The sequence below is a fragment of the Rhodoplanes azumiensis genome (assembly GCF_042682915.1).
Taxonomy (GTDB): domain Bacteria; phylum Pseudomonadota; class Alphaproteobacteria; order Rhizobiales; family Xanthobacteraceae; genus Rhodoplanes; species Rhodoplanes azumiensis.
Window position 1 is genome coordinate 60,678 of the sequence record NZ_JBHUIW010000028.1, and the last position, 12,365, is coordinate 73,042.

The 12,365-nt window shown below is 71.4% G+C and carries 10 protein-coding genes; 4 read left to right on the forward strand and 6 right to left on the reverse strand.

Translation table 11 applies throughout. The features are described 5' to 3' along the window. Positions 1-23: 23 nt before the first annotated feature. Entirely contained in the window at positions 24-1,310 is a 1,287-nt protein-coding gene (locus ACFSOX_RS20145) for a glycerate kinase type-2 family protein (protein WP_378479614.1), read from the reverse strand. A gap of 209 nt (positions 1,311-1,519) precedes the next feature. Here ACFSOX_RS20145 and ACFSOX_RS20150 point away from each other — a divergent pair, with 209 nt between their 5' ends. Both ACFSOX_RS20150 and ACFSOX_RS20155 read left to right on the forward strand, forming a co-directional pair. Further along, entirely contained in the window at positions 1,520-1,864 is a 345-nt protein-coding gene (locus ACFSOX_RS20150; RefSeq protein ID WP_378479615.1) for a DUF1244 domain-containing protein, read from the forward strand. A 180-nt stretch (positions 1,865-2,044) separates the two neighbouring features. Further along, positions 2,045-2,326 (forward strand): DUF2312 domain-containing protein, encoded by a 282-nt coding sequence (locus ACFSOX_RS20155; RefSeq protein ID WP_378479616.1) that lies wholly within the window; start codon positions 2,045-2,047, stop codon positions 2,324-2,326. A gap of 217 nt (positions 2,327-2,543) precedes the next feature. Here ACFSOX_RS20155 and ACFSOX_RS20160 read toward each other — a convergent pair whose 3' ends face one another. Continuing rightward, complete coding sequence (locus ACFSOX_RS20160; RefSeq protein ID WP_378479617.1) at positions 2,544-3,311, reverse strand: DUF429 domain-containing protein; 768 nt, start codon at positions 3,309-3,311, stop codon at positions 2,544-2,546. A gap of 159 nt (positions 3,312-3,470) precedes the next feature. Between ACFSOX_RS20160 and ACFSOX_RS20165 the strand changes: the two genes are divergently transcribed. Then, positions 3,471-4,346: an HpcH/HpaI aldolase/citrate lyase family protein gene (locus ACFSOX_RS20165; protein ID WP_378479618.1), complete on the forward strand. Its 876-nt coding sequence runs from the start codon at positions 3,471-3,473 to the stop codon at positions 4,344-4,346. 110 nt (positions 4,347-4,456) lie between these two features. Here the strand turns inward: ACFSOX_RS20165 and ACFSOX_RS20170 are convergent, their stop codons facing one another. From ACFSOX_RS20170 to ACFSOX_RS20180, 3 genes are all read right to left on the reverse strand, one after another. Next, a complete protein-coding gene (locus ACFSOX_RS20170) occupies positions 4,457-6,238 on the reverse strand; it encodes an ATP-binding protein (protein WP_378479619.1) in 1,782 nt (593 codons plus the stop codon). A gap of 4 nt (positions 6,239-6,242) precedes the next feature. Then, positions 6,243-7,073 (reverse strand): substrate-binding domain-containing protein, encoded by an 831-nt coding sequence (locus tag ACFSOX_RS20175; protein WP_378479620.1) that lies wholly within the window; start codon positions 7,071-7,073, stop codon positions 6,243-6,245. A 281-nt stretch (positions 7,074-7,354) separates the two neighbouring features. Further along, positions 7,355-9,415: a hypothetical protein gene (locus ACFSOX_RS20180; protein ID WP_378479621.1), complete on the reverse strand. Its 2,061-nt coding sequence runs from the start codon at positions 9,413-9,415 to the stop codon at positions 7,355-7,357. A 201-nt stretch (positions 9,416-9,616) separates the two neighbouring features. Between ACFSOX_RS20180 and ACFSOX_RS20185 the strand changes: the two genes are divergently transcribed. Then, positions 9,617-11,287, forward strand: coding sequence for an MFS transporter (locus tag ACFSOX_RS20185; protein ID WP_378479622.1), 1,671 nt, complete (start codon positions 9,617-9,619; stop codon positions 11,285-11,287). On the opposite strand, the gene ACFSOX_RS20190 is transcribed toward ACFSOX_RS20185, so the two are convergent. Next, positions 11,284-12,261 carry an NADPH:quinone oxidoreductase family protein gene (locus tag ACFSOX_RS20190; RefSeq protein ID WP_378479623.1) on the reverse strand — a complete coding sequence of 326 codons (978 nt, stop codon included), beginning with the start codon at positions 12,259-12,261 and terminating at the stop codon, positions 11,284-11,286. The two genes, ACFSOX_RS20185 and ACFSOX_RS20190, sit on opposite strands and share 4 nt — an antisense overlap. Positions 12,262-12,365 lie beyond the last annotated feature (104 nt).

A 12,365-nucleotide genomic window follows, 5' to 3' on the forward strand; every position in this document is an offset into this window, starting at 1 on the left:
CCGTGTCGTCCCTGCCGGGCCGATCACCGGTCGACCAGAATAGCCCGGAAATCGTTGATGTTGGTGCAGGTCGGCCCGGGCCGCAACAGGTCGCCGAGCCGCTCGAAGAAGCCGGTGGAATCGTTGTCGGCAAGAAACGCGGCGGGATCGAGGCCGAGCGCGCGCGCCCGTGCCACGGTGGTCTCGTCGACGAAGGCGCCGGCCGGATCGTCGGCCTTGCCGCCGCCGCCGTCGATGCCGTCGGTGTCGGCGGCGAGCGCCGCCACGCCGGGCAGGCCGTCGAGGGCGGCCGCGAGCGCCAGCACGTATTCCTGGTTCGGCCCGCCGCGGCCCTTTCCACGCAACGTCACGGTCAGCTCACCGCCCGACAGGATCACGGCGCGGCGGTGCTGGGCGACGAACTCCTTGGCGATGGCGGCGTGCTGGGCCGCGACCGTGCGGGCCTCGCCCTCCAGCCGGTCGCCGAGCAGCAGGCAGTCGAGCCCGGACGCCCGGACCTTGGCCTCGACCTGCTCGAAGGCATCCTGCGGCCGCGCCACGATCCGGTAGTCGAGATCCGCGAAGACCGGGTCGCCGGGCTTGGGCGTCTCGTTCGCCGGGGTCTCCAGCGCCGCCTTGATCTCGTCCGGGATGTCGAGACCGTAGCGGGCGACGATGGCGCGGGCGTCGGCGAGCGTCGTCGGATCCGGCACGGTCGGGCCGGAGCCGATCACGCTCGGATCGTCGCCGGGCACGTCGGAGATCGACAGCGTCACCACCTTGGCCGGATGGGCGCGCGCCGCGAGCCGGCCGCCCTTCAGCCGGGAGAGATGCTTGCGGACCGTGTTGATCTCGCCGATCGCCGCCCCGCAGCGCAGGAGCTGGCGGGTGACGGCCTGCTTGGCGGCGAGCGAGATGCCCGCGGCCGGCGCGATCCAGTTGGCCGAGGCGCCGCCCGACACCAGCACCAGGACGAGATCGTTCGGCCCGGCCGCGTCGGCGAGCGCGAGCGTCGTCTCGGCGCCGGCGAGACCGGCCGCGTCGGGCACCGGATGTCCGGCCTCGACCACCTCGATCACCCGGCCCTTGCGGCCGTGGCCGTGCCGCGTCACCGCGATGCCGGTCAGCCGGTCCTTGGGCAGCCGCAGCTTGTCGAGGTAGTGCGCCTCGACGGCCTCGACGGTCGCGCCGGCGGCCTTGCCGGCGGCCAGCACGACGACCCGCCCAGTCTCCGGAGGAGCCGGCAGCGCCGGGGGCAGGCAGACCGAAGGATGCGCGGCCGCGACGGCCGCCTCGTACAGCTTGACCAGCAGATCGCGGCTCGGGCTCATTGCAACCTCTGATGTTTTCGTCGGCGCGCCACGGCAGCGTCGCGGCACGCCGCGGAGCGTTCGCCTTATAGAGCCTCGCCGGGAGAAAGCATCCCGGAGAACTACGCTGGCACCGGGCACGACCGGCATGCGATCGGCGTGCGGCTGGCGGATGGCTGGCGAGCGTGCGTGGCCGGCCCTATCTTGCCGATCAGCGGAGACCCATCATCATGACCCAGACCCCCGACCGTTCCGACCTGTTCGGTTCCCTCGACGCGCTCGATCCGGCCGTCCGCACGGCGCTCGAAGCCGCCGTGTTCCGGCGGCTCGTCGCGCATCTGCGCGACCGCACCGATGTGCAGAACATCGACCTGATGAATCTCGCCGGCTTCTGCCGCAACTGCCTGTCCAACTGGCTCAAGGACGCCGCCGACGCGACCGGCGTGCCGCTCTCCAAGGACCAGAGCCGCGAGGCCGTCTACGGCATGCCCTACGACACCTGGAAGGCGACCTACCAGCGCGAGGCGACCCCCGCCCAGCAGGCCGCCTTCGCCAAGACCCACACGCACGGCTGAACCCACACGCACGGCCGAGCGCCCCGCGATCCACGGTCGAGGCTTTTCGCCCACACGTCCGGCTTTTTTGCGCGGGCGTGTGGATGATGTGGATCGCGGCCCTCCTGCCCTCGCGTCGCCTTGACGGGCTGGCAGAATTGGCCCGTATCAGCCGAAACACGTTTTTCGTCGAGGACCGAGATGCCCGCAACCGCCGCCGCCGATGCCCGTGCCGACAAGAATCGCGCGGAGCGGTTCGCCCAGGATCAGCTCCGTGCCTTCGTCGAGCGCATCGAGAAGCTGGAAGAAGAGAAGAAAGCGATCGCCGACGACATCAAGGACGTGTTCGCCGAGGCGAAGGGCAACGGCTACGACACCAAGGCGCTGCGCGCCGTGATCCGCCTGCGCAAGCAGGACAAGGACGAGCGCGCCGAGCACGAGGCGATTCTCGAGACCTACAAAGCCGCCCTCGGGATGATCTGAGACGGTGCGCACCGGTCGTCCGGGCGTTCTCACCCTCTCCCTCAGGGAGAGGGTCGGTGCGCGCCGCAGGCGAGCACCGGGGTGAGGGTTTACGGCGGCAGTTGGTGACCTCGGCAGCCCCTCACCCGGACGTCGCGCCTTCGGCGCGAACCCCGATCTCTCCCCGCCGGGGAGAGGCGAAGATCGTGCCCGCTGATGGGCCCGAAGCTCTTGCCCCTCACGCCCAGATCGCCATGCGCAGACCGTGGCGGTCGCGCGGCGGCGGATCGGGGAACGACCTCGCGGTCTTCGCGCGAAGGCGTCGCGCCGTGACGGCACAGGCGAGCGCATCGAGAAGATCGTCCGGTCCGGCACCCTTGGGCGGCGGCGCCTCGACGGCCGCGGCGGGCAGGCCGGCGGCGATCAGAAGGTCGCGCCGCTGCGCCAGCCCGGGCGGATGAGGACGGCTCTTCACCTTCTTGGGCGTGCACAGCGGACGCATCCCGTTCATCTGCCAGAACGCCACCTCGGGATGCGTCTCGAAAATCCGCTCGGCCAGCGCGGGCCGCTCGACGAGCAAGCGGTCGACCTCGCGGATCTTCGGGAACAGGCAGAACGTCTGAAGCGCGACCTTGCGTGGCGGGTCCGAGGTCGTCAGCGCGACGGCAGACGCTCGCCTGTGGGCGGCCAGTGTCGCCGACCAGTCGGCCGGCGGCTCGGTCTCGGCGTGAACAGCGGCGCGCGACGGCACCGAGAAGACCGAGGATTGTCGCGCGCCAAGCAACGACCGCACGGCGGTCTCCGCCTCGCGGCCGCCGGGACCGACCCGGTCGGGCAGGCCGATCGGCATGTCGACGGCGATCACGACAGGCTTTTCGGGGGCCGCGACGATGTCGGCAAAGCACCGCTCGACCCGCACCCGCACGGCGTCTCCGGCCGGCGCCACGAAGGCGACGATCCAGCCGCCCGGGCATCCGTCGACCCCCGCCAGCCATTCATGGTCCATAAGGTTTCGTTCTTCCAACAGCGCCACCCGACGTCTGTTCGGGATCGCGGCGATTCCCCGCGCCGGGAAGGTTCCCACACCGGAACGAAATGCTCTAGGGTCGCGGCGCCGCTCCGCCCCGCACCCCCGGCGCGAGTGCCCCGCTTCCGGAGACAGACCATGACGATCCGACCGCGCCGCAGCGTGCTCTACATGCCGGGCTCGAATCCCCGTGCGATGGAGAAGGCCAAGACCCTGCCGATCGACGCCGTGATCCTCGACCTCGAGGATTCGGTCGCGCCGGACGCCAAGGGCGAGGCCCGCAAGCTGGTCGCCGAGACCGTGAAGGCCGGCGGCTTCGGCCGGCGCGAGGTGTTCGTGCGCGTCAACGGCGTCGACACGCCCTGGTTCAGCGACGACCTCGACGCCGTCGTGCCGGCCAAGCCGGACGTGATTCTGGTGCCGAAGGTGTCCAGCCCGGACACGCTGGAGATGATCGGCCAGCGCCTGCTCGACATGCACGCCGACAGCAAGATCCGCATCTGGATCATGATCGAGACGCCGCTGTCGATCTTCAACATCCAGGCGCTCGCCGCCTGCGCCGGCGACACCGAGACGCGGCTCGGCGGCTTCGTGATGGGCACCAACGATCTCGCCAAGGAGACGCGGGTGCGCCTGGTGCCGGGTCGCGCGCCGATGATCGGCTGGCTCGCCACCTGCGTGCTCGCCGCCCACGCCTACGGGCTCGACATCGTCGACGGCGTCTACAACACGCTCTCCGACATGGAGGGCTTCGAGCGCGAATGCCGCGAGGGCCGCGATCTCGGCTTCGACGGCAAGACGCTGATCCATCCGAATCAGATCGCGCCGTGCAACGCGGTGTTCTCGCCCAGCGCCGACGAGGTCGCGCTGGCCCGCAAGATGATCGCCGCCTTCGAGCAGCCGGAGAACCGCGGCAAGGGCGTGGTGCAGATCGACGGTCGCATGGTCGAGCGCCTGCACGCCGAGATGGCCCAGCGCACCGTCGCGATCGCCGACGCGATCGGGGCGGAGTGAACCGACGAACTGATCCGTTCGCCGTCGTTCCGCAGCGCCCCGGAATGAACGGCTGATTCAAATCCTCTGCCGGAACCAGACGCGGGGGCCGCGAAAGGCCCCCGGTCCCCTCACGCCGCCGCGGTGGTGGCCGGCGGGGCCGGGTCGGCCGGTGTCTCGGCGGCTAGCCCGGCCAGCACCGGGGTCAGCCGCTGCATCAGCGCCGCTTTGTAGAGCGGCTTGGCGATGAAGTCGGTCATGCCCGCCTCCCGGCAGGTCGCGGCGTCCTCGGGGAACGCGTTGGCGGTGAGCGCCACGATCGGGATGCGGCTCCACGCGCCGCCGAGCGCCCGAATCTCGCGCGTGGCCGTGATTCCGTCCATCTCCGGCATGCGCATGTCCATGAACACGATGTCGAACATGTGGGCGCGTGCCTGCTCGACCGCGTCGCGGCCGTTGGCGGCGATCACCAGGGTCGACGGCACCCCCTGCAGGAGCTTGGCGAAGACGAGCTGATTGGTCGCGTTGTCCTCGGCGAGCAGCACGCGGATCGGCCGCCCCGGCGCGGCGGCGGGCGAGGTCGTTCCGTCGGCCGCCGTGCCGTCGACCGCCACGGGCGGCGCGGCCGTCTCGGGAATGGGCAGCGTCAGCGTCACCGTGACGGTGGTGCCGGCGCCGGCCTGCGACTCGACCCGGATGGTGCCGCCCATCAGGTCGAGGAGGCGCTTGCAGATGGCGAGCCCCAGCCCGGTGCCGCCGAACCGGCTGGAGATCGAAACGTCGGCCTGGCCGAACTCGGTGAACAGCCGATCGATCTTGTCGGCCGCGATCCCGATGCCGGTGTCTCGCACGACGCACCGGAGCGTCGCCTCGGTCGAACTCCGGCCCGTGCAGTACAGCTGGACCTCGACCGTGCCGGCGGCCGTGAACTTGATCGCGTTGTCGAGCAGGTTGAGCAGCACCTGGCGCAGCCGCGCGCCGTCGCCGATCAGCTCGGCCGGCAGGCCGGGATCGACCAGCACGCGTAGCGTCAGGCCCTTGTCGTGAGCCCGCGGCCCGACGATGCAGACGACCTTGCCGACCACGGTGGCGGGCGAGAACGGCGCCGCGTCGAGCTCGAGCCGGCCGGCGTCGAGCTTGGAGAAGTCGAGCACGTCGTTGAGGATGTGCAGGAGGTCGGCGCCCGAGCCGGCGATCGTCTCGGCGAGATGGCGCTGCTCCGCATCGAGCTTGGTGTCGAGCAGCGCCGAGGAGAGGCCGATCACCGCGTTCATCGGTGTGCGGATCTCGTGGCTCATCATGGCGAGGAAGGCCGACTTGGCCGCGGTCGCCTCCTCGGCCACGCGGAGCGCCTGCTCGGTTCGGTCGATCTGCTCGCGCAGGCTGCTCTGCACCTCCTCGTGCTCGTCGGTGGCGCGCTTCAACGCCCGGATCGGCACCAGATAGGCGCACACCAGGATCACGCCGCCGGCGACGAGGCCGAGCAGCAGGACGAGCCCGCTCTGGATCAGCAGCGGCCAAAGGTCGGCGGTCGCCCGCACGGTGCCGACGGTCTGGCCACGCACGACGATCGGCCGCTCGACCGTGTAGGTCGGCGCCGCGAGCGCCGGGCCGGTCTCGGCCACCTGTTGTCCCTTCGCATCGACGACCCTCAGGCTCTCGCCGATCCGGTAGTAGTCGATGAAGTCGGCCAGCCGGTGCGAGGCGAACCGCCAGGCGTCGCCCTGCGTGTAGGCGTATTCGGCGATCCGGCGCGCCGCCAGCTCGGCCCGGTAGCCGAGCTTGGCCTGTTCGTCCCGATAATGCGAGAGCCCGAACAATAGCGGCCCGACCAGGCTTGTCAGGATCGTGACGGCCAGGACGACCGCCCGGACGAAACGATTCAGGATCTTGAACGATTGGGATGGGCTCATCGCGCTACTCGATCGGAATCGCGCCGTGGGCTCGGAAAAGGCCGATCCCGGCGGGGGATCGCAGATAGGACAGCAGGCGGGTCGTCTTCGGGGACGGCTCGCCCTTCGTCACCGCGCAGATCGCCACCCACAGCGGATAGGTCCGGTCTTCCGGGGAGACGACGCGCGGCACGACGTCGTCCAGTGCGACCTCGCGCAGATCGAGCTTCTCGGCGCGCAACTGCAACAGGCTCATCACGGCGAACGAGCCGACGACCCGCTGCGCCAGATCGGCGTTCTCCTGATCCGTGGTCGCGACCGGAACGCCGGTCCGTGCATAGGCGGCGTCGAGGGCCGCGCCCAGCTTCGGCTCGAAGGCGACCAGATAGCCGTTCTCGGACCCGGCCCGGGTGCGCAGGATCACGTTGAGCGGCGTGCCGTCCGGCCACATCGGCGACGTCTCGCTGTAAATGCGCGGCAGGTCGGTGCTGCGGATGCCGGGCGGCGCCGGATGGGCCGACACGAAGGCCAGCGGCGTGCGCAGGCAGAACGCCTCGACGAAGCCCTTGGCGCGCTCGGCGTCGGTCAGGCGGCGGCCCGTCACGGCGATGTCGACGGCGCCCTCCTGCAGGGCGCGCAGGCCGCCGGGCGTGCCGAGGCTCGGCAGCACCTCGACGAGGGTTCCGGGAGCAGCGGCCGTGAACGCGTCGCCGATCTCCCGGATCGCGGCGAGGGCCATGCCGGTGCCGCCGATCCGAACCGCCGTCCCGGGCGGCGCCGTCGGGCCGGGGGCAGCCGAGTCGGGGGCCGCGATGGCCGGGCCGCCCCACGACGCCGGCGCGAGCAGGGCGATCACGAGAGCACGGCAGGCGGTCCTCCGGCCGACCAAGGTGGCACATGCACGTTGCACCGGGGCGTCTCTCCTCCTCGCGCCGCAACCACCCGTCATCCTAATGGAAGCCGGCGCAACGTCGAGGGGTGGCGGCGAGATGGCGGTTATTCCCGCAGGCTTTTCCCCGCTCCTCATCCGGACAGCTTAGACCGTCCCGGCGAAAGGGGCTCCACCCCGCGACAGCCGGACGCGCTGATTCGGTCGTCCCGCGTCCTGCTCCGGGCGCGGCCGCGTCGGGCTCGCGGTCAGGCCGGCGTGGCGGCCTGCTCCAGGCCGGCCGTGACGAAGTTCACGGCCTGGGGCGCCGTCACGGCGGCGAGAATTTTTTCCATGATGCGGAAATAGCCGAGGTCGACGGTGCCCTCCGCCGTCCCCTCGACCGTGCCGGCCGGATCGGCCGGGTCGAGCGTGAGGTCGAAGCCCTCGCCGGCGTAGCGGAGGCGCGCCCCCGCGGCCGGAACCTCGAGCCGCACCACGCGCCCGGCGAAGCGCCCGACCATGCGCAGGCCGTCGTCGAAGCGCTCCAGGACGAAGCCGTCGCGCTGGGGCGCGTCGTCGAAGGCGGTCCGGCTGCCGAAGAACATCGGCTTCACCAGATAAGGGCCGCCGTCCTCCGGGCACAGCACGTCGCAGGTGCCGCACTCGTTGCAGGCGTCCGCGAAGGTGCCGATCTGCCGCGGCTTCTGCAGCACGAGCGTGCCGATCGGCTCGGCCATCCAGCCGTCCGCGGTCTTCATCAGCCGCTCGATCGGCGTCTCGCCCGGCGGGATCGCGAAGGTGAAGTTCGCGTCGTTCGGGCACACCGGGATGCACTTGTCGCAGGTGAGGCAGTCGAACAGCACGAGGTTGGAGTTGATCTTCTTGGGCGGCGTCGAATGCTCGGCCGCATCGTAGCGGGAGCTCGCCGCCACCTGCGCCGCATAGGCGGCCGTGTTGAGGAGCCGCGCCGCCGAGACCCAAGGCGCGAAGGCGTCGCCCGCCGCGGTGCGCAGATCGCCGCCGGCCGCGAGCGCCGCCTTGCAGGTCGCGACCCGCTCGGGCGAGAGCCCGAGCTCGTCGAGCGCCGCCTCCGCCTTGCCGAAGGCCTTGATCACGTAGGTGTCGATGTCGTCGGCGCCGAGCTCCGCCATCCGGGAGGTCAAGACCTGGAAGAACCGGTAGCCGCGTCGGTAGCCGCCGGGTTTCAGGAAATTCGTGCACACCGTGACGGGCGTCAGCCCGAGCGCCACGGCGTCGGCGAAGTTTCCTTCGTCGATGCCGGCCGAGAAGGAGATCGGGAAGCGGTCGCCGAACACCTTGCGGAAGCGGTCGACCAGCGCGATCGCGATCGGGTGCAGGGGCGGGCCCGACAGATACATGTTCGTCTCGGCGGACGAGAAGAAGCTCTTGTGGTTCTTCACCACCAGCGTGTTGGAGAACTTCACGCCGAAGCGCCGCCCGAGCTTTTCCGCGAGAACGCCGAGCCGGTCGACGAAGCCCGTCACCTGCGTCCAGGTCGCGTCCTTGTCGAAGGCGGCGTCCGGCACGGTCAGCTCGGTGTAGCCGAGCCTGTCGCGCAGGAGTGCCGTGAGCTGGTCACGTCCGAGCAGCGTCGGGTTCAGCTTGACGATCACGTCGATCCCGACCTCCTCCAGCAGGAACGCCGCGATCTTCTCGATCTCCTCGGGCGGGCAGCCGTGGAAGGTCGACAGCGTCAGCGTGTCGGAGAGGCGGGTCGGGAAGGCGAGGTCGCGGAAGCGCGCCCATTCGTCCGGGATCTCGGCCCGCAGCTTCTCGACGACTGCGCTCGCGTCCATCATGCCGGCCATGAAGGCGCGCACCCGCTCGGACCGGATGCCGGCGAGGTCGTAGCCGACGCTCATGTCGAACACGGTCTCGTCGAGCCCGGTGACGACGCCGTCGGCCTTCAGCATCTCGATCAGCATCGACGCCTTCACGTACTCCTCGAGCGACTGCTCGAGGGTGAGCTCCTGCGACCACTCGACGTTGAAGCCGACCGTCTCGACGTCGATGCAGGGGCGCGTGAGCTCCAGCCGGTCCTTGATCTGGACGGTTTTCAGCTCGATCACGCGCCCGCCGGCGAGCCACGACGAGACGATGTTCTGCGCCATCTGGGTGTGCGGCCCGGCGGCCGGCCCGAACGGCGTCGCGACGCGGCGGCCGTGGAACGACACCGACAGGTCGCGTCCAGGCGTCGCCTGCACGAAGAACTTTTGGGGCAGATCGAACGCCGAGCGCCGGAGGGCGAGTTCGCGGAAGAGGCGCGTGACGAGCACGCCGAGCGGAATGGGGACCAGATCGACCATGGCGCCGAAGCTCGCCGCACCGCGGCCGGACCGCAAGTCGGGCGACTACGGACCGGGAAAACCTCGCATCCGTAAGGGCTTCGCGGTGGCGCGAAATCGTCTTGCGGGGCCCCGCACGCGAATACCGGAGCGGCGTCCCCGGCATGGCGGCGCGCTCTCCCCCGTGTTGCCGGCCGGGGGAGGCGCCGTTAGCGTTCAGCCATGACCGCGCCCACCCCCGCCGCCCCGCCGCCCCTGTCCCCCGGGGGAACGCCGCGCGGAGCCTTCGCGCCGTTCCGGCATCGCGACTTCACGGTGCTGTGGAGCGCGACCGTGATCAGCAATGTGGGCGTGTGGATGTATAACGCAGCCGCCGGCTGGCTGATCGCCGTGCTCGACCCGCAGCCCCTGACCGTCTCGCTGGTCCAGGTCGCGACCATGCTGCCGATGGCGCTGGTGGCGCTGCCGGCCGGCGCGCTCGCCGACATCGTCGACCGCCGCCGGCTCCTGATCGTCGTCCAGGCCGCCACCATGGCGGCGTCCGCCCTGCTCGGGCTGATCGTGCTCGCAGGCCTCGCGACGCCCGCCCTGGTGCTCGCCTTCACGTTCGCGGCCGGCGTCGGCGCCGCCATGGTGGCGCCGGCCTGGCAGGCCGTGGTGCCGCAGCTGGTGCCCAAGGCGGACCTGCCGAGCGCCGTCGCGCTCAACAGCGTCGGCATCAACATCAGCCGGGCGCTCGGCCCGGCGCTGGCCGGCCTCGCCATCGCGGCGCTCGGCCTCGCCGCGCCGTTCCTGATCAACGCTCTCGGCTTCGTGCTGGTGATCGGCGCGCTCGTCTGGTGGCGGCGCAAGCCGGCCCGCGCCAGCCAGCTCCCGGCCGAGCGCTTCGGCAACGCCGTCCGGACCGGCCTGCGGCATGCGCGGCGCAACCCGCATCTGCGCGCGACGCTCGCCCGCAGCCTCGGCTTCTTCGTCTGCGCCTCGGCCTACTGGGCGCTGCTGCCGCTGATCGCCCGCGACCTCGTCGCCGGCGGGCCGCAACTCTACGGCCTGATGCTCGGCGCCATCGGGGTCGGCGCGCTTCTCGGTGCGCTCGCGCTGCCGCGCCTGAAGGCGCGGCTCGGCGCCGATCGGCTGGTCGCGGCGGCGACGCTGGCCACCGCTGCGGCGCTCGTCCTGTTCGCGCTCGCCCGGCATCCTGCCGTGGCACTGGCGGCGAGCGTGCTGGCCGGTGCGGCGTGGATCCAGGTGCTGTCGAGCCTCAACGTCTCGGCCCAGGTGGCGCTGCCCGACTGGGTGCGCGGCCGCGGGCTGGCCGTGTTCGTCACCGTGATGTCGGCCGCCATGACGCTCGGCAGCCTCCTGTGGGGAAAGCTCGCCGGGCTGATCGGCCTGTCGCTCGCGCTGGTCGTCGCGGCCGCCGGCTTGGTGGCCGCCATTCCCCTGACCCGGCGCGCAAAACTGCAGACCGGGCTCGGCGTCGATCTCTCCCCCTCGATGCACTGGCCGCAGCCGGTGCTGTCGCAGGAGGTCGCCCCCGACCGTGGCCCCGTGATGGTCAGCGTCGAGTATCGCATCGACCCGAAGGACCGCGAGGCCTTCCTGGAGAAGCTCGCCGTGATGGAGCACGAGCGCCGCCGCGACGGCGCCTATGCGTGGGGCCTGTTCGACGACGCCGCGACCGAGGGCCGCTATGTCGAGACCTTCATGGTCGAGTCCTGGCTCGAGCATCTGCGCCAGCACGAGCGCATCACGCGCGCCGCCCGTGCCCTCCAGGACGAGATCCGCACCCTCCTGCGCCCCGGCTACCCGACCGTGACGCATCTGATCGCGACCGATCTGCCGCGCGGCACCGCGCGGCCCGAGGAGGACGACGGCGCCGCCGCCGCTTAAGGCGCGACCGCCAGGATCACCTTGCCCGTGGTGGCGCGGTCCCGCAGCGCCGAAAGTGCCGCCGGGAGATCGTCGAAGCCGAACACGGCGCCGACATGCGGGCGGATTTTTCCGTGCGCGGCGAGGTCGGACAGGCGGGCACCGACCCGCGCCAGCATCGGCCCGTCGTGGTCGGGATGGAAGTAGACGCCGATCGCCGCGAGGCGCCGCAGCAGCAGCCGGTTGGCCGGGATCTGCGGGATCGTCCCGCCGGAGAAGCCGGTGACCAGCAGGCGGCCGCCCCAGGCGAGCAGGCGCAGCAGATCCTTGCCCTCGCCGCCGACCGAGTCGAGCAGCACGTCGACGCCGCGCCCGTCGGTCGCAGCGATGACCGCGTCGGCGAGTGGCGTCGTGCGGTAGTCGATCGCGACATCGGCGCCGTGCTGTTTCACCAGGGCGCATTTGTCGGGGCCGCCCGCCGCGGCGAGCACGACGGCGCCGAGCGCCTTCGCCACCTCGATCGCCGCGAGCCCGACGCCGCCGGCCGCGGCCGTGATCAGCACGGTCTCGCCCGGCCGCACGACCGTGCTCTCGGTCAGCGCGACGAGCGCCGTGGTGGTGACGATCGGCAGCGCCGCGGCTTCGGCCGGCGCCAGCCCGTCCGGCACCCGCATCGCCAGGACTTCGCGTAGCACGGCGTAGTCCGCGAAAGCGCCGGTCTCGACCTTGCCGGCGACCCGCGTGCCGACCGGGATCGTCACGCCCGCGCCCACCGCCGCGACGGTGCCGGCGAGCTCCTGCCCCATGGTGAAGGGTCGCGCCGGGCGCACCTGATAACGGTCGTCCGCCATCAAGAGGTCGGCGAAGTTCAGCGCCGCCGCCTCGACCCGCACCAGCATCTCGCCCGGTCCCGGCTCGGGCCGCGGCACCGCGCCGAGCGCGAGCCCGTCGATCCCCGGCGCGAGCGAGCGCCAGGCGCGCATCGTGGTGGTCATGCAAGTCCTCGCAAGCTCCGGGCCCACCGTCCGTCATGCGCGGGCTCGACCCACGGCTGTCCGGCACGGATTGTGCTTGAAGAGGTGCACGGCATTGATTCTGC